Annotated in this window: 16 protein-coding genes; 12 read left to right on the forward strand and 4 right to left on the reverse strand. The window is 42.2% G+C overall.

Going from position 1 to position 17364, the window contains the following annotated elements:
* The first annotated feature begins 219 nt into the window (after positions 1–219).
* From ahcY to ADA42_RS13460, 10 genes are all read left to right on the forward strand, one after another.
* A complete protein-coding gene (ahcY, locus tag ADA42_RS13415) occupies positions 220–1602 on the forward strand; it encodes an adenosylhomocysteinase (RefSeq protein WP_004948005.1) in 1383 nt (460 codons plus the stop codon).
* A gap of 73 nt (positions 1603–1675) precedes the next feature.
* Positions 1676–2512, forward strand: a complete 837-nt coding sequence (gene metF / locus ADA42_RS13420; protein WP_004948007.1) for a methylenetetrahydrofolate reductase [NAD(P)H] — start codon at positions 1676–1678, stop codon at positions 2510–2512.
* A 20-nt stretch (positions 2513–2532) separates the two neighbouring features.
* The gene (locus ADA42_RS13425; RefSeq protein WP_004938569.1) at positions 2533–3252 is read left to right on the forward strand and encodes a 16S rRNA (uracil(1498)-N(3))-methyltransferase; all 720 of its coding nucleotides are present in this window, start codon (positions 2533–2535) and stop codon (positions 3250–3252) included.
* A 270-nt stretch (positions 3253–3522) separates the two neighbouring features.
* Positions 3523–5793: an NADP-dependent malic enzyme gene (locus ADA42_RS13430; RefSeq protein ID WP_004948008.1), complete on the forward strand. Its 2271-nt coding sequence runs from the start codon at positions 3523–3525 to the stop codon at positions 5791–5793.
* Positions 5794–5880: 87 nt separating this feature from the next.
* A complete protein-coding gene (locus ADA42_RS13435; protein ID WP_048765708.1) occupies positions 5881–7122 on the forward strand; it encodes a multifunctional CCA addition/repair protein in 1242 nt (413 codons plus the stop codon).
* Between the two features lie 447 nt (positions 7123–7569).
* The gene (gene cydP, locus ADA42_RS18795) at positions 7570–7758 is read left to right on the forward strand and encodes a cytochrome oxidase putative small subunit CydP (protein ID WP_025094787.1); all 189 of its coding nucleotides are present in this window, start codon (positions 7570–7572) and stop codon (positions 7756–7758) included.
* Positions 7758–9344 carry a cytochrome ubiquinol oxidase subunit I gene (locus ADA42_RS13445; protein WP_004948013.1) on the forward strand — a complete coding sequence of 529 codons (1587 nt, stop codon included), beginning with the start codon at positions 7758–7760 and terminating at the stop codon, positions 9342–9344. The genes cydP and ADA42_RS13445 overlap by 1 nt, the downstream gene beginning before the upstream one ends.
* A complete protein-coding gene (gene cydB / locus ADA42_RS13450; protein ID WP_040053929.1) occupies positions 9341–10486 on the forward strand; it encodes a cytochrome d ubiquinol oxidase subunit II in 1146 nt (381 codons plus the stop codon). The genes ADA42_RS13445 and cydB overlap by 4 nt, the downstream gene beginning before the upstream one ends.
* Before the next feature lie 14 nt (positions 10487–10500).
* The gene (gene cydX / locus ADA42_RS17890) at positions 10501–10602 is read left to right on the forward strand and encodes a cytochrome bd-I oxidase subunit CydX (RefSeq protein WP_004938584.1); all 102 of its coding nucleotides are present in this window, start codon (positions 10501–10503) and stop codon (positions 10600–10602) included.
* A gap of 3 nt (positions 10603–10605) precedes the next feature.
* Positions 10606–10902: a cyd operon YbgE family protein gene (locus tag ADA42_RS13460; protein WP_004948020.1), complete on the forward strand. Its 297-nt coding sequence runs from the start codon at positions 10606–10608 to the stop codon at positions 10900–10902.
* Between the two features lie 38 nt (positions 10903–10940).
* Here ADA42_RS13460 and ADA42_RS13465 read toward each other — a convergent pair whose 3' ends face one another.
* The 4 genes from ADA42_RS13465 to ftsY all read right to left on the reverse strand — a co-directional run bounded on the left by ADA42_RS13465 (position 10941) and on the right by ftsY (position 14272).
* Positions 10941–11477 (reverse strand): GNAT family N-acetyltransferase, encoded by a 537-nt coding sequence (locus tag ADA42_RS13465; RefSeq protein ID WP_048765710.1) that lies wholly within the window; start codon positions 11475–11477, stop codon positions 10941–10943.
* Positions 11478–11557: 80 nt separating this feature from the next.
* Positions 11558–12196, reverse strand: coding sequence for a DUF2057 family protein (locus ADA42_RS13470; protein WP_048765712.1), 639 nt, complete (start codon positions 12194–12196; stop codon positions 11558–11560).
* A gap of 163 nt (positions 12197–12359) precedes the next feature.
* Entirely contained in the window at positions 12360–12956 is a 597-nt protein-coding gene (locus tag ADA42_RS13475) for a nitroreductase family protein (protein ID WP_048765713.1), read from the reverse strand.
* 194 nt (positions 12957–13150) lie between these two features.
* On the reverse strand, positions 13151–14272 hold the full coding sequence (ftsY, locus tag ADA42_RS13480) for a signal recognition particle-docking protein FtsY (protein ID WP_004938599.1): 1122 nt from the start codon (positions 14270–14272) through the stop codon (positions 13151–13153).
* Positions 14273–14503: 231 nt separating this feature from the next.
* Here ftsY and ADA42_RS13485 point away from each other — a divergent pair, with 231 nt between their 5' ends.
* Positions 14504–15847, forward strand: coding sequence for a M16 family metallopeptidase (locus ADA42_RS13485; RefSeq protein ID WP_048765737.1), 1344 nt, complete (start codon positions 14504–14506; stop codon positions 15845–15847).
* Positions 15848–15850: 3 nt separating this feature from the next.
* Positions 15851–17362: a M16 family metallopeptidase gene (locus ADA42_RS13490; RefSeq protein WP_048765716.1), complete on the forward strand. Its 1512-nt coding sequence runs from the start codon at positions 15851–15853 to the stop codon at positions 17360–17362.
* The last annotated feature ends 2 nt before the right edge of the window (positions 17363–17364 follow it).

Genomic DNA, 17364 nt, shown 5'->3' on the forward strand with positions numbered 1-17364 from the left:
CTGTTTATTTATGCGAATCATACACAAAACAGCGTTGGCACTATAGTGATTTCCAAGTACAATACCTCACTAGTCGAGGGATGCTGCGACGATTGATTGGCACTAAAAATCAATTCGCCAGGCTCGACGATCGGTCAATTGAAAGTGCTTGCACCAACTGACCAACAACGGCATCCGCGAACTGAATGATCAATATTTGTTTTTTAATAGGAGATCGTGATGAACGCGGTTAATGCTTCATTTACTGATTACAAAGTTGCTGACATCTCTTTAGCAGAATACGGCCGTAAAGAAATTAAACTTGCAGAAGCTGAAATGCCTGCTTTGATTGGTTTGCGTAAGCGTTATGCAGCAGACAAACCACTTGCAGGTGCAAAAATTCTGGGTTGTATTCACATGACCATCCAGACTGCTGTACTTATCGAGACTTTGGTTGAGCTTGGTGCAGAAGTACGTTGGACATCATGCAATATTTTCTCGACACAAGATCATGCAGCAGCAGCAATTGCGGCGCGTGGTATTCCTGTATTTGCATGGAAAGGCGAGACAGAAGAAGAATACAACTGGTGTCTTGAACAGCAGATCAATGTGAACGGCAAACCATGGGATGCCAACATGATTCTGGACGATGGCGGTGACTTAACTGCACTTGTTCACACCAACTACCCTGCGCTTTTAGACCGTATTCACGGGATTACAGAAGAAACCACGACAGGTGTTCAGCGTCTGCTCGAAATGTGGAAAGATGGCAGCCTGAAAGTACCTGCAATCAACGTCAATGATTCTGTGACCAAGTCAAAAAATGACAATAAATACGGTTGCCGCCACTCTCTAAACGATGCGATCAAACGTGCAACGGATATGTTTTTATCTGGCCGCCGTGCATTAGTGATTGGCTATGGCGACGTAGGTAAAGGTTCTGCTCAATCGCTTCGTCAAGAAGGCATGATTGTACGTGTGACTGAAGTCGACCCGATTTGTGCTATGCAAGCCTGCATGGACGGTTACGAAGTCGTTTCACCGTACAAAAACGGTATTCAAACGGGTAAAAAAGAAGACATCAACCTTGATCTTCTTCAAAATACCGATTTGATTGTAACCACAACTGGTAACTACCATGTTTGTGATGCTGCAATGCTTGATACTTTAAAAGCGGGCGCAGTGGTATGTAACATCGGTCACTTCGATACCGAAATTGATACCAACTACTTACGCGGCTATAAGTGGGTTGAAGTGAAGCCACAAGTTCACCAAGTTTACCGCACAGAAAACGACCAAGATTACTTGATCTTGCTTTCTGAAGGCCGTCTGGTTAACTTAGGCAACGCGACTGGTCACCCTTCACGTGTGATGGATGGTTCATTTGCAAACCAAGTATTGGGTCAAATGCATTTGTTCCAAGAAAAATTTGCTGATCTTCCTGCTGAAGAAAAAGCGGCAAAAATTCGTGTAGAAGTACTACCGAAGAAACTTGACGAAGAAGTTGCTGCTGCAATGGTGGTTGGCTTTGGTGGTGTGCTTACACAACTGACAAATGTTCAGGCCGACTATCTGGGTGTACCAGTTGAAGGTCCATACAAGTCTGACGCTTATAAGTACTAAGAAATATAGGGCAGACGTTTAACGGACTGCCCTTTTTTCTGGTATCGTTTCAGTGAGTTAAAAGGATTTGATGATGACCAAACGTGTTCCAATTTCATTTGAGTTTTTCCCACCTAAAACAGACATTGGTGCTGAAAAGTTAATTACAGTACACCAAGATCTACAGCAGCTTCAGCCAGAGTTTTTTTCGATTACATATGGTGCAGGCGGTTCAACACGTGAGCGTACCCTTGCAGCAATCAAAGAATTCAATGGTAAAGGCACGCCTGTTGCACCACATTTGTCGTGTATTGGCGATGATAAAGCCAGAATTGCCGAATTGCTTGATTTATATGTTGCGCAAGGGATTAACAAAATTGTGGCATTACGTGGTGATCTACCTTCAGGTCAGGTGGGTTTAGGCGAACTGCCGTATGCTCAAGATCTGGTTAGATTTATACGCGAGCATTCTGGTGATCATTTTCATATTGAAGTTGCTGCCTATCCTGAAATGCATCCTCAGGCAGAAACATTCGATCAAGATATTCAGCGTTTTACTGAAAAAGTCAATGCAGGCGCAAATTCTGCGATTACACAGTTTTTCTTTAATCCAGATGCGTATTTTTACTTTTTAGATCGCCTTCAAAAGCAAGGCATTACCATTCCGGTCGCTCCGGGAATTATGCCGATTACCAATGCCAGTAATTTGATACGTTTTGCTGACGGTACCGGTGCAGAAATACCGCGCTGGATTCGTAAACAACTACAAGCATACGGCGATGATAGCCGCAGTATCAGAGCATTTGGTCATGAAGTGATCCTGAAACTCTGTGAGCGCCTCATCGATGGCGGCGCACCAAGTTTGCATTTTTACACCATGAACACCACAGAACCTACTCGCCAACTCGTTGTTGATTTAGGTTTGAACTAACTTTTTTGAGTCACATCCCAATGAACCGTTTTTTTATCGAAGCAGATCTTCACGTCGACACGCAACTCTTGTTAACCGAGTCTGTATTTCATCATTGGGTTCGTGTGTTGCGCGCACAATTGAATGATCAGGCTGTTTTTTTTAATGGTCAGGGCGGTGAATATCATGTCCGCCTTATTGAAATCAATAAAAAAAATGCCACTGTACAAGTCGAGGCATTTGATGCAACTGATCGTAGCCCACGCTTTAAAGCCTTGCTTGGGCAGGTCATGAGTAAAGGCGATCGTATGGATTATGCAATTCAGAAAGCCACTGAACTAGGAGTCGATCAGATTCAACTTCTTACCAGTGAACGCTGTGAGATGCGTCTAAAATACGATCGTGATCAAAAAAAGCTGGATCATTGGCAAAGTGTAGCAATCGCAGCATGTGAACAATGCGGTTTAAATCGTGTGCCTCAAATTTTAGCACCCATTGCACTTCATGAATGGTTGCAGTCTGATTCACTTCCAGCGACCAAATTGGTACTGGCTCCCGAAAAAGAGCAATCCCCCGTTTTGCAACATGCAAATCAGGCACTGGCTTTACTGATTGGCCCCGAGGGTGGCTTGAGCGAATCTGAAATCAGTGCGGCCAATCAAGCAGGCTTCATCAACTGGTGTATTGGTGAGCGTGTACTACGCACGGAAACCGCACCTGTAGTTGCTTTATCAATTTTGAACTATCACTTTAGTGCTTAACATTTTGGTGATCTAATCACCTCAACTTCATATTCAACAAGCGATGCGCTATTAAGCGCTAAAATCTATAAGTTAGATCACGCAGGGCTTTTTTCAAAAAAAATCTGGTCAGTGTGGTCTGACCTCGCTATACAGGTAAAGGCGAACTTTATTGAATTTTGATATTTTTTGACTGTGAGAAGTATCGAACTAATGATATATTCGATTGAATTTAGCCCATTACACCCCCTGTATTTGACTAGTTAAACACTTGTAACAACCGAGACTCAGATGGACGATCAATCATTAAAACAGGCTGCTTTGTATTACCACGAAAACCCAACTCCGGGGAAAATCAGCGTTACGCCGAGTAAGCAGCTTGTCAATCAGCATGACTTAGCACTTGCATACTCACCTGGCGTTGCGGCTCCATGTTTAGAGATTGAACGTGATCCTTCAGCTGCTGCAAAATATACGGCACGTGGTAACTTGGTCGCCGTTGTCAGTAATGGTACTGCTGTTTTAGGTCTAGGCAATATCGGACCTTTGGCATCTAAGCCAGTGATGGAAGGTAAAGGCGTTTTATTTAAAAAATTCGCTGGTGTAGATGTATTTGACATCGAAATTGATGAAAATGATCCAGACAAAATTGTGGATATTGTTGCAGCGTTAGAACCTACTTTTGGTGGGATCAACCTTGAAGACATCAAAGCGCCAGAATGTTTTTATATCGAGAAAAAACTTCGTGAACGCATGAACATTCCTGTGTTTCATGACGATCAGCACGGAACAAGTATTATTGTCGGTTCTGCCCTATTAAATGCACTTCAAATCGTCAACAAAAAGATTGAAGACATTAAAATTGTGGCATCAGGCGCAGGTGCAGCGGCACTTTCTTGCTTAGATTTACTTTGTGCTATTGGCGTAAATAAAGAAAATATTATCGTTGCGGACTCACGCGGCCTAATCACAACTTCTCGTGACGGCTTGGACGATTCCAAAAAGCGTTATGTTCAAGACATTGCTGCCACTCAGCTTCACGAAGTGATGGCGGGAGCAGATATGTTCCTTGGCCTTTCAGCTGCGGGTATTCTCACCAAAGAAATGGTGAAGGTGATGGCTGAAAATCCAATCATCTTTGCTTTGGCCAATCCAGATCCTGAAATTTTACCTGAAGATGCGCATGCTGTGCGTCCAGATGTTATTATGGCAACTGGTCGTTCAGACTATCCAAACCAAGTAAACAACGCACTGTGCTTCCCGTACATTTTCCGTGGCGCATTGGACGTGGGCGCAACCACAATCAATGAAGATATGAAGATTGCTTGTGTTCACGCGATTGCGCGTATGGCACACATTGAAGCCGATGCTGCAACTTACGGTGAGAAATCAGCATCTTTTGGTCGTGATTACCTCATTCCACGCCCGCTTGATCAACGTTTGATTCTTGAAATTGCACCTGCCGTAGCAAAAGCAGCAATGGATTCTGGCGTAGCGACTCGTCCAATCGAAGATTTTTCTGCGTATCGCCAAAAACTGTCTGAGTTTGTATATAACTCAGCGTTTATTATGAAGCCTATTTTCTCTCAGGCAAAAACCGATCCTAAACGTATCGCATATGCTGAAGGTGAAGATTACCGCGTGTTACGTACAGCACAAATTGCAGTGGACGACGGTATTGCCTTCCCTGTTTTGGTTGGTCGTACTGCTGTCATTGAAGCCAATATCAAAAAATTGGGGCTTCGCTTGGAAAATGGCGTAAACGTTGAAATTGTTGACCAAGAAAATAATCCGCTTTACGAAGAGTTCTGGAAAGATTACTACCAGATTATGCAGCGTAAAGGCGTGACTGTTGAATATGCTCAACGTGAAGCTCGTCGCCGCTCGACCTTAATTGCAGCGATGCTGGTGAAGTTTGGTAAAGCAGACGGTATGCTTTGCGGTACTTATAGTAGCTACGATATTCATTTAGACTTTGTTAGCAACATTATTGGGCTTAAAGAAGGTTCAAATACGTTCTTCACTCTCAATGCCTTGATGCTTGAAGATCGTAACTTGTTTATTGCAGATACTTATGTCAATACCAATCCAAGCGCAGAACAACTGGTCGAAATGACTATTCTGGCAGCTGAAGAAGTGCGTCGTTTTGGTATTACACCACGTGTTGCACTCCTTTCACACTCAAGCTTTGGTAGCAATCAGCATGATCCAAGTGCGCAAAAAATGCGTGAAGTGCATCGTTTACTCAGTGAACGTGCGCCTGAGCTTGAAGTTGAAGGCGAAATGCACGGTGATGCAGCACTTGATGAGAGCATTCGTCATTCTGCATTCCCAAGCTCAAGCTTTAAAGGTTCTGCAAACTTGTTGATCATGCCAAATCTTGATGCGGCAAACATTTCGTTTAACCTGTTAAAAGCAACGTCTGGTAACAACGTGACGATTGGCCCAATTTTGCTTGGTGCTGCAAAACCTGTACATATCTTGACGCCAACAGCAACAACACGTCGTGTGTTAAACATGACCGCCTTGACTGTAGCAGAAATTCAGCAAAGTGAAGCATAAGCCTTTGCTTTATTGAAAAGCACATTTTTGTGACTTGTGAAAACCTCTGTTCTGTAGCATGATTGCTTAAGGAACAGAGGTTTTTTCATGCACGTGTATTTAGTCGGCGGCGCCGTTCGAGATCAGCTTTTAGGTCATTCCTATCACGAAAAAGATTACGTGGTGGTGGGTGCAACCCCACAACAATTACTCGATCAAGGTTTTACCCCCGTGGGGAAAGATTTCCCCGTTTTTCTACATCCAAAAACAAAAGAAGAATACGCACTCGCCCGTACCGAACGTAAATCGGGAACGGGTTATCATGGTTTCAATTTTTTCACCGCGCCAGAAGTCAGTTTAGAAGACGATCTGATCCGTCGGGATTTAACCATCAATGCCATGGCCATGGACGATGCTGGAAATGTTTATGATCCCTATGGTGGTCAAGATGATTTAAATAACCGGATATTACGTCATGTATCCGAGGCATTTGTCGAAGATCCTTTACGAGTATTACGTGTAGCTCGTTTTGCAGCCCGCTATAAAAAATATGGCTTTCAAATTGCTGATGAAACCTTACAACTTATGCAGCGGATCAGTGTATCTGGTGAACTTGAATGTTTAACAGCGGAACGTGTCTGGAAAGAAACATCGCGAGCACTGATGGAAGAGCACGCAGATGTTTACTTTCAGGTTTTACGCGATTGTGATGCACTCAAAGTACTTTTTCCAGAAATTGATGCGCTGTTTGGTGTACCGCAGCGGCCAGAATATCACCCCGAAATTGACTGTGGTATTCATACGTTGATGTCTTTAAGACAAGCGTGTAAAGCGAACTATTCACTCGATGTGCGTTATGCGGTACTGGTTCATGATTTAGGTAAGGCCCTCACCCCCAAAGAGATGCTACCGCGGCACATCATGCACGAAGAGCGAGGAATCCCACCTGTCGAGGCATTGTCTGATCGATTAAAAGTATCAACACAAACCAAACAGCTTGCGCTTGCAGTATGTAAAGAACACTTAAAATGCCATCAAGCGATGTCGCTCAAGCCCGGTACGTTATGGCGTTTATTACAACGCCTAGATGTGTTACGTCGACCTGAACGTGTAGAAGCCTTTATACAAGCCTGTGAATGTGATGCACGTGGACGCTTAGGACTCGAAAATCGTCCTTATCCTCAAGCATCATTTTTATATGAGGCGATACAAGTGGTCCGCTCAATCAAGGCACAAGATTTACCCGCTGACATTAAGGGGCCGGAAATTGGCGAAATGTTGATTCAGTATCGTATTGATGCGCTTGCTTCACTTAAACAACGCCATGAGCGATCTGCACACAGCTCATAAAAAAAAGCCTCGAGTGTTCGCACTCGGGGCTTTTTTAATCAAGACAGTCACTTCTTCTGATTAATACATCATACTTTAATATGTATTCAATTCATTCCTAATTTTTTATTTTTTAATCTTTATCTATTTAATTCAATTTTATTCACAATTTAATCCAACCAAAAAACTTGGTTTAAAATATTATAAAAACATAGTTAATTCTGATTAATTCACTCAGAATTAACTTGATTAATCTTACTAATTTTATCAGAATTACATTAATTCCAACCATTTCAATAGGATTAAAATAAAAACCCAACTATTTTAATATGAATTAATTTCTTATTATTTAAGTTTATGATTTACATATAAATATTAAATTTTTTAAAATAAATTATTAAATTATATTTATTTTAAATTGTTTTTATTTAATAATAAAAATAACAACTCAATCTATTTGATTAAATAATGAAATCAAATCAGAATTTAGATAAAAAGCTAATTCGAGAATTAACTTTAATATTAATCTTAAAGTTAATTCTTCTAATATCAATCAAACTTATTTGGTTTGATCATCCTACAACTCCCAAAAACTTTGACCATCACGCTGCTGAGCATATTGCTGGCAGTTTATCCTCAAGCAAGGAGACACGTTGATGATTTCAGAAAGCGTTGTCGATCTTTCGCGGTTCCAGTTTGCCATGACTGCGATGTATCATTTTTTATTTGTACCATTGACGCTTGGTCTAGCATTTCTGCTGGCGATTATGGAAACCACTTATGTGATTTCTGGCAAACAAATCTATAAGGATATGACCCAGTTTTGGGGAAAACTTTTCGGGATTAATTTTGCGCTCGGTGTTACCACAGGTCTAACAATGGAGTTTCAGTTCGGAACCAATTGGGCATACTATTCTCATTATGTTGGAGACATTTTTGGCGCACCTTTGGCAATCGAAGGTTTAATGGCTTTTTTCCTTGAATCAACCTTTATTGGCCTGTTTTTCTTTGGGTGGGACAGATTATCTAAAGTTCAACACCTTGCTGTCACGTGGCTCGTCGCGATTGGTTCCAATATGTCAGCATTGTGGATTTTAGTCGCCAATGGCTGGATGCAAAATCCTGTGGGTGCAGCATTTAATTATCAAACAATGCGCATGGAGCTCGTCGATTTCTCAGCATTAATTTTCAACCCTGTTGCACAGGTCAAGTTTGTTCATACGGTGTCTGCTGGTTATGTCACAGGCGCCGTATTTGTGCTGGCCATTTCAAGCTATTATTTACTTAAAAAACGCGACCTTCCCTTTGCACGTCGTTCTTTTGCAATTGCTGCCATTTTTGGCATGACCTCAATTTTGTCGGTCATATTGCTTGGAGACGAGTCAGGCTATGAACTTGGTGATGTACAAAAAACTAAACTTGCTGCAATTGAATCTGAATGGGAAACTCAAGCGGCTCCAGCAAGTTTTACGCTCTTTGGTATTCCAAATCAGACAGAAATGCGAACCGATTATGCAATCAAAATACCTTATGCATTAGGTTTGATTGCAACACGATCAACCACAGAGCAAGTGACCGGCATTCAGGACTTAATGCGCCAGCATGAAATTCGGATTCGAAATGGTATGCATGCTTATCGAGATTTAGAGCAGTTGCGCGCTGGCGAACGTTCATTAAAAGTATTGACCTCTTTTGAGAAAAACCAAAAAGATCTTGGTTATGGTCTGTTACTGAAAAAATATGCACCCAATGTTGTTGATGCCTCTGAAGCCGAAATCAAAATGGCGGTTAAAGATTCAATTCCAAATGTAAAAGCCTTGTTTTTCTCATTTCGTGCCATGGTTGCAGCAGGCATGCTGATGTTGCTGCTATTTATTTTAGCCGCTTGGGCCGTTGCAAAACGCAATGCAGAAAACAAACCTTGGCTACTCAAATTTGCGCTTTTCGCTCTTCCTCTACCTTGGATTGCTGCACAAACAGGCTGGTATGTCGCAGAAGGCGGCCGTCAACCTTGGACAATTGGTGAAGTATTACCAACCCATTTATCAGCTTCAACTTTAACTTCACATGATGTATGGGGATCAATCCTAGCGCTTGCAACGTTTTATACCGTTTTACTGATTATTGAGATGTATTTAATGATCAAATTTGCACGACTAGGTCCAAGTGCTTTGCACACAGGCAAATATCACTTTGAACAGCCACAGCCGCAAACGTTCTCGACTGGTGAGGTAAAATCATAATGGAATACGAACTATTAAAAATCATTTGGTGGGTTTTGGTTGGCGTATTACTCATCGGATTTGCACTGACAGATGGCTTTGATATGGGGGCTATGGCCATTATGCCTTTCGTTGGTAAAACGGATACTGAAAGACGTAGCGCAATCAATACAATTGCCCCGCATTGGGATGGCAATCAGGTCTGGTTTATTACTGCAGGGGGCGCATTATTTGCTGCTTGGCCTATGGTCTACGCTGTCGCATTTTCAGGTCTATACTGGGCATTACTCTTGGTCTTATTTGCGCTTTTTTTAAGACCGGTGGGGTTCGATTATCGTTCTAAGCTCGAAAATACGACATGGCGTAATGCGTGGGACTGGGCGCTTTGTATTGGAGGTGCAGTACCTGCTTTAGTTTTTGGTATTGCATTTGGCAATCTCTTTTTGGGAATTCCATTTAATCTTGACGACACCTTACGCTCCACATATAGCGGTAGCTTTTTTGGTTTATTAAATCCATTTGCGCTGCTGTGCGGTGTGGTTAGCCTCTCTATGCTATGTGCACATGGTGGATCATGGCTGATGCTTCGTACAGAGGGTGATCTGTATAAGCGCGCAGCGCGGACAACACGTTATATGTCTATCGTTTTTCTGATGGGTTTTGTTGTTGCAGGCGTTTGGCTGTTTATGGGTCATATTAACGGATACAGCTTCGCAAGCCATATAAACACTAACGCCGCTTTAAATCCTCTTGCAAAAGTTGTAGTGACCACTGCAAATCCTGGCTGGATGAATAACTACCATACTTATCCGGTCACATTGCTTGCTCCCCTCATCGCTATTTTAGGTGCATTGCTGGCGACTGGTGGCAGCGTAATAAATAAAGCAGGTTTAAGTTTTACCGGAACCAGCCTGAGTATTATCGGATGCATTCTAACTGCTGGCTTTGCGCTCTTTCCTTTTTTACTGCCATCGAGTGTTCAGCCAAATTCGAGTTTAACGCTTTGGGATGCTGTCTCTAGCCAAAAAACATTGGGCGTTATGACCATTGCGGCCTGTATCTTTGTACCACTCATTTTGCTATATACCGCGTGGTCGTATTACAAAATGTGGGGCGTCATCACCAATCAACATGTTGAATCTCATTCACATCACTTGTATTAAGACGGAGAACGTTTATGTGGTACTTTGCATGGATTTTAGGAATATTGATGGCCTGTTTTGCCAGTGTATTAGGGGCACTTTATATTGAACATCATCAGAATCTCGATGAGGATTAGATCATGTCAGTCGATATATCCACTCCTTTACATCATCGGTTCATAAGCTGGACTAGACCGATCTCATTTTTAATGGCTTTACCACTGGCCGCAATCATGATGGTCTATCCGAATCTCATGCTTGATCAATATGGAAATTATAGTCACGGTGCTTTAACACTGATCATGTTTGGGATTTGCGGTGGATTTGTTCATGGCGTGGGATTTATTCCAAAATTTTGGCTTTGGAAACTGCTCTTTAGCCCGTTAATTTCTTGGCCACTCATGCTGTTGGGCTACGTACTGTGGTATTTACCCTAGAACTTATTTATCCACCCTGCTTAGGGAGGGTGGATAATTTAAATAGATTTATATAGATGAATCAACTCAATCGGCACACATGGTACGCCGACATCTGCATCAACCGGATAAGGTTCTGTATGGCCGCTTTTGATATAGCCTGCACGCAAATAAAATGCGATAAGCTCAGTCCTGACATCTAGTACATACATTTCAAAAATTTTCAGATTTGGATAGTTCTGAAGCGCATAGGCTTCAGCCAAAGATAGTACTTGTCGTCCTAATCCTAAATTTTGATATGCTGGTGCTACGCAATAAGTGCCAATTTCAACCCGATCTTTGTTAGAGCTTAAGGCCAGACAAGCAACAGTAACAGGACTATGCTGGCTCGCAGTGAAAATTTCTCCAACCAAAAGCGTTACGTTGCTCTTATAAAAGAGCTGCTTCAACTGATCGAAACCAATACGTTGCCCTTGTACCAGCCCTTGCTCTGAGGTCCAGCTACGCTGTCCGCCAGCTCGATACGATTGATTAATGATCTCGACTAAAGTTGTTAGGTCGTCAGGTTGTGCTTCTCGAATAGTGAGGTTATGCATGCGCTATTTACACAAAAATTCATACCCTCAAACTACTCTAAATGCACTTTAATTCCAACAAAATTCAGTCAGTTATATATTTACTGTGCTTGCTCTGCCAACCAGGCCATAAATTTTTGACGTTCAGCGTTGGAGGACTTTTTCCAGACATCAACTAAACTCTGGCCATTAGCAGCAACCGAAGCCGTATTTGCTGTATGAACCGTTGTGTAGACAGGTGCTGGCTGCTGAATCGCTGTTGTCTTTTTTTGCGTCAGATCATAGGCTTTACCAAAAATACCACCACTTAACCAAGGCTTAGATTGTGTATTGGCACCTGTTTGCTGAACAAGCAATTGATTGGCACTGTTATACAAACCAATGGTCGGTTGTTCGGCATATTTTTTGGCAGCCTCAAACTCTTGAGGTGCATTGATCAATGCAAGGCGATAGGTTTGATTGTCTTGTAGTGCAGGTGTTTTCAATGTAATTACACCTGATTTTAAAATGTCATGCTCACCATCATTATGACCAAAGTAGCCTTGATAACGAACACTTAGGCTATTTTCACCTGAATCGACTTTAAACACATTTTTAGTGCCACGAAATAGTCCGCTATTCACTTCTTGATCATTGACAGCAAGAATTACAATTTCTTCTGGTGTGGTCAATGTTGCAGCTGCGAACACAGAGCTGCTTAGCATCAATCCCAGTACAGCAGCAGTTAATCTAAATGTCATGGCCTACCTTCTTTTGGATCATTTTTTCGATTCAGTGCAGGCACTATGCAACGAGAGCATGACAATTTTATGACACTTATGCGAATTAACTGATGATTAGTTCAATAAATCTCTTTATAAAAAAAGAGCATCCTAGATGCTCTTTTTTTATATTCAATATGAATTAGTTGAAGGTTTTAAAACGCTCTTCGTCATTCATAAATGTTTTTTCACCCGCTGGTGCTTCAATTGAACCAAATACCAGTTGTGCACGAAGCTTCCAGTTCGCTGGAACGTCAAAAGTTTGTGCAACTTCTTCATCAATAATTGGGTTGTAGTGCTGTAAAGATGCACCAATGTTATGATCTGCAAGCGCAGTCCATGTCGCAAATTGTGCAATTGCAGACGAATGTTCAGACCATACTGGGAAATTATCAGCGTAAGCAGCGAATTGCTCTTGTAACCCTTTAATCACAGCCTGATCTTCATAAAACAATGCTGTACCAAAACCTGCAGCAAAGCTATCAATCTTGGTATTGGTCCCTTCAAACGCATCTGCTGGTACGATTTTACGCAATGTTTCACGTACGATATTCCAGAACTGATGATGTGACTCACCAAATAAAATCACGACACGTGATGACTGTGAGTTAAATGAAGACGGGCTATGTTTTACGGCATCTTTAATGATGTCTTCGATCTGATGTTGCTCTAGGGCAACATTTTTACCAATGGCATAGATTGAGCGGCGTTCTTTAATTTTGTCTAAAAATGAAACCATTTTTTGTGTCCTATCGATTTAAGGCACGCAGGCCAGTTGTCTTTGAATGAGTTAAGTTTATCGAGGTCATATGTTGAAATCAGTATTAAATGTACGACATATCGTTTTATTTATAGGACAGTTTTATATTATTAAGCAGATTGAAACAAAAACTCCACATAATGTGGAGTTTTGAAATCAAACTAAGCGATTTGTTACTTCTCAGTTTCAAATAACGCTGCAACAAATGATTTAGCGGAAAAAGGACGCAAATCGTCAATTTTCTCACCCACACCAATAAAGCGAATGGGTACATGAGTACGACTTGCAATATTGAAAAGTACGCCACCTTTTGCAGTTCCATCCAGCTTCGTGATGGTCAGTCCTGTTAATCCAACGGCCTGATCAAACTCTTGCACTTGATTAATCGCATTTTGACCTGTTCCAGCATCAACCACCAACATGATTTCATGCGGTGCAGTTGCATCAATCTTTTGCATGACACGTTTTACTTTTTTGAGCTCTTCCATCAAATTGCTCTTGTTGTGTAAACGTCCAGCCGTATCTGCAATCAGAACATCTATTCCTTTAGCACGCGCACTTTCAAAGGCATCGAAAATAACCGACGCACTGTCTGCGCCATGGCCTTGCGCTACAACTGGAATATTGTTGCGTTCACCCCAGATTTGTAATTGCTCAGTGGCAGCAGCACGGAAAGTATCGCCAGCAGCCAGCATGACTTTCTTTCCTTCGCCCTGTAAACGTTTTGCAAGTTTACCGATGGTGGTGGTTTTCCCCACACCGTTGACACCTACCATTAAAATCACATACGGCGCCTTATTCGGATCGATATGCAACGGTTTAACGCGTGGTGCAAGCAGTGCTACAAGTTCTTCTTGCAAAGCCTTATATAACGAGTGCGAATAAATCAAATCACCACGCGCAGTTCGTTCGGTCAAGTTGGTAATAATGGTTTTGGTTGCTTCGACACCAATATCGGCCACCAGTAATTGCTCTTCAACCTCTTCGAGCAACTCATCATCAATTTCTTTACCACCAATCAGAATATTTACCATTCCGTCGGCAAGGTTCCGACGGGTTTTGGTTAAACCTTCTTTCATTCGACTGAAAAAACCACCTTTTGCTGATGTCTCTTCAGTCTGTTCAGTTTCTATTTTTTGTTCTTGTACCGCAGGTGTAGGGGCTGCGGTGAAATTTGTTGTATGAGATTCAACAATAGGCACATCAACTGCTGGTAAATTAGGTAATGTGACATCGTCATCACCGATATCAGCATCTATCAAGAATTTATTGTGCATATTGGATTGCTGTTGCATGCCGATTCCCTTGAAAAGCAGCGGGTTAAAAGCGAGAGTTTAACACAGTTTCAGCGCCATGCCTGTGAATATCTGGCACAGGAAGCGGCATAACTAAATCACAACAGGAAAACATTGTTTTCAAAAAATGTTTTTTCAACAATAGAACTCAAGATCAAGCGCCTTGTCACGGATTGGATTGTGTTAAAAGCGAAATATAAGACATTTTTACGTAAAGGCGTTCATTCCTTTTTGTGTGGTTTAAGTGTTTTAGTTGTATGTAAAGTATCGACGCTACAAGCGGCTGAGAGTCAGTTATCGCGTAGCATTGTAGAAAGTACACTTCCAAACGGTCTGAAAGTCATTATCCGTGAGGATCACCGCGCCCCGATTGCAGTGGTACAACTCTGGTATGGTGTGGGAAGTGCCGACGAACCCGGCCACCTTATGGGGATTTCGCATGCTTTAGAGCACATGATGTTTAAAGGCACCACCAAAGTACCAGACAATGAGTTCACTCGCTTAAGCCGAATTTACGGCGGCCGTGTCAATGCTGCAACTGCGAGTAACTACACCTATTACTATCAGTTGTATCCTAAAGCCTATTTACCATTGGCACTCGAACTCGAGGCCGACCGAATGAAAAATCTGCGCATGAGACAGCAAGATTTCGATACCGAAATTCAGGTGGTGATGGAAGAGCGTCGCCAGCGAATTGAAGATAAACCGACTGCTTTAGGATTTGAACGCTTTCAATGGCTTACCTATCCCACCAGTACCTATCGACAGCCTGTCGCTGGATATATGAAAAATCTTCAAAATCTCAAGCTTGATCAGCTCAAAGACTGGTATAAGACTTGGTATACACCAAACAATGCAACATTGGTGATTATTGGAGATGTAGATGCAGAGCAAACACTCAAACAAGTTCACACCTACTTTGCTTCAATCACATCGTCTCCCTTACCCGCACGTAACGATTTGCTTGAATTTGAACGTGTTGGCTACCGACATATGGAATCCAGTTTAGGTGTACAGGTCCCTAACCTTTATATGGCATGGAATGTTAAATCTTTAGTCACCGCTAAAAATCCGCAGGATGCCTATGCGTTGAGTATTATTCAATCCATACTCAATGGTGGTGTTTCTTCACGCTTACAAACTGAGCTGATCCGCAAAAAGAAAATTTTAACATCGATCAATGTCAGTTATGAACCATACAATCGTGGCGATAGCTTGTTTACCATTACCGCACTGCCTGCGCCTGGCATATCACTTCGTGATGCACAGTACGCTATTCAAGAAGAGCTAGACCAACTTAAAACTCAGCCTTTAGATAACAATGAACTACAACGAGTAAAATCAAGGTTCGTTTCACAGTTGGTGTTTAGCCAAGACGATATTGCAGGACAAGCGCACATGATTGGAAATCTCGAAGTGAACGGATTAAGTTTTCGTCTGATTGACGAACTGCCAAGCCACTATGAAAGCGTTCAGCCACAAGATATTCAGCGCGTTGCAAATGCTTATTTTGTTCGAGACAACCTGACCACACTGTACTTGCAACCCGCTTCTAAAGATACACAGACAGATTAACCCATGAACAAAGTCCTCTGCCTAAAACCATTTCAATTACTGCTGCTATCAAGTTTTTTATGTACCACAGTCTACGCCGAAATAACCGAATCGGCAAATGTGATGGCAGAAACTGAAAGCGGACAACTTAAATCACTTCAACAGCTCAGAAGCCTAAAAAGCATATCAGACGATTTGACCAGTAGCGCACCGTATGTGGTCGAACTGCCCGCTCCACAAGGCATTCGCTCACTATTTGTAGAGTCGCAAGCGCTGCCAATGGTCGACATTCAACTGACCTTTAACGCCGGCTCTGCCAGAGACGAATCACTTGGCAAGGGGCTATATGGTATTGCGAATATGACGGCCAAACTGCTCGATGACGGAACACCCGATTTAAGTGCAGCGCAAATTGCAAATCGTTTTGAGCAATTGGGAGCAAAGCTAAACGTACAAGCTTACCGCGATATGTTTGTGATTCGCTTACGTGTATTGTCTGATCCCCAGAAGCTTAATCCGGCTGTCGATTTAATGCTTGATCTGATTCAACATTCAAGCTTTGAGCCTTCGGGACTCAATTTGATACTAAGCAATACCAATGTGGGACAAAAACAGCTTCAGGAAAATCCGGAACGTTTAAGCAATATTGCCTTGTACCGTGCAATTTATGGCTATCATCCCTATGCAGAACCAACTAGTGGCACCGTAGTCAGTACAAAAAAACTCACACCCGTCTTATTAAAACAATTTCGCGATACATTTTTAGTGGCGCAAAATATGAACCTCGCTATAACAGGACAGCTCAATGCACTAGAAGCCAAGCAATTATCAGCACGTATTTTTGAACGCCTTCCTCAAGGGCAACTTGCAGCACCACTACCAGATGCACTTGAGCAACAGGGATTTGATGTCCGAATTCTACCTTATGCAGCCACACAGGCGCATGTCAGTATGGGGCACCTAAGCTTGAAACGTAGCGATCCTGACGTTCTGGCGCTTGAAGTTGCCAATCAAATGCTCGGAGGGAATGGCTTTAACTCGGCACTCATGAAAGAATTACGTGTTAAACGCGGCTATACATACGGCGCATACAGTTCGTTTAGCTTCACCCAATCTTCAGGACTTTTTCAGCTTAATTATTCCACTCAGCAAAAACAACTTCTTGAAAGCATACGCGTGGCGCATCAAACCTTAATCAACTTTGTAAACACACCAATTGATTCAAAGCAACTTCAAGAAACCAAAATAGGCATGCTACGTGCATTTCCAATGAGCTTTAGTAGCAATGCCAGTATTAATGCCCAACTCGGAGCAATTGGCTTTTACGGGTTGCCATCGGACTATTTGACAGAATATCCCAAAGCATTGAATGCGATTAAAGCAGAAGATATTCAGCACGCCATTCGTCGCCACATTCACCCCGACCGCCTTACCGTGATTGTGGCAGGTCAAGATATCAGTTCAGAACAGATTGAAACGCTTTTAAAAGAGAATCTGCACAACTTATCAAGCTCGGCAAAGTCTGTACAAAAATAGCT

The sequence above is a fragment of the Acinetobacter sp. 243_ASPC genome (assembly GCF_001054715.1).
Classification (GTDB): Bacteria; Pseudomonadota; Gammaproteobacteria; order Pseudomonadales; family Moraxellaceae; genus Acinetobacter; species Acinetobacter soli.

Bases quoted from the DNA above. Each gene is read 5' to 3' on its own strand.
- ADA42_RS13465 (WP_048765710.1), bottom strand. From the start codon at position 11,477: ATGCATAACCTCACTATTCGAGAAGCACAACCTGACGACCTAACAACT.
- cydP (WP_025094787.1), top strand. From the start codon at position 7,570: ATGAAATCAAATCAGAATTTAGATAAAAAGCTAATTCGAGAATTAACT.
- ADA42_RS13475 (WP_048765713.1), bottom strand. From the start codon at position 12,956: ATGGTTTCATTTTTAGACAAAATTAAAGAACGCCGCTCAATCTATGCC.
- ahcY (WP_004948005.1), top strand. From the start codon at position 220: ATGAACGCGGTTAATGCTTCATTTACTGATTACAAAGTTGCTGACATC.
- ADA42_RS13460 (WP_004948020.1), top strand. From the start codon at position 10,606: ATGTCAGTCGATATATCCACTCCTTTACATCATCGGTTCATAAGCTGG.
- cydX (WP_004938584.1), top strand. From the start codon at position 10,501: ATGTGGTACTTTGCATGGATTTTAGGAATATTGATGGCCTGTTTTGCC.
- ADA42_RS13490 (WP_048765716.1), top strand. From the start codon at position 15,851: ATGAACAAAGTCCTCTGCCTAAAACCATTTCAATTACTGCTGCTATCA.
- ADA42_RS13470 (WP_048765712.1), bottom strand. From the start codon at position 12,196: ATGACATTTAGATTAACTGCTGCTGTACTGGGATTGATGCTAAGCAGC.
- ADA42_RS13425 (WP_004938569.1), top strand. From the start codon at position 2,533: ATGAACCGTTTTTTTATCGAAGCAGATCTTCACGTCGACACGCAACTC.
- ADA42_RS13435 (WP_048765708.1), top strand. From the start codon at position 5,881: ATGCACGTGTATTTAGTCGGCGGCGCCGTTCGAGATCAGCTTTTAGGT.
- ADA42_RS13445 (WP_004948013.1), top strand. From the start codon at position 7,758: ATGATTTCAGAAAGCGTTGTCGATCTTTCGCGGTTCCAGTTTGCCATG.
- metF (WP_004948007.1), top strand. From the start codon at position 1,676: ATGACCAAACGTGTTCCAATTTCATTTGAGTTTTTCCCACCTAAAACA.
- ftsY (WP_004938599.1), bottom strand. From the start codon at position 14,272: ATGCAACAGCAATCCAATATGCACAATAAATTCTTGATAGATGCTGAT.
- ADA42_RS13430 (WP_004948008.1), top strand. From the start codon at position 3,523: ATGGACGATCAATCATTAAAACAGGCTGCTTTGTATTACCACGAAAAC.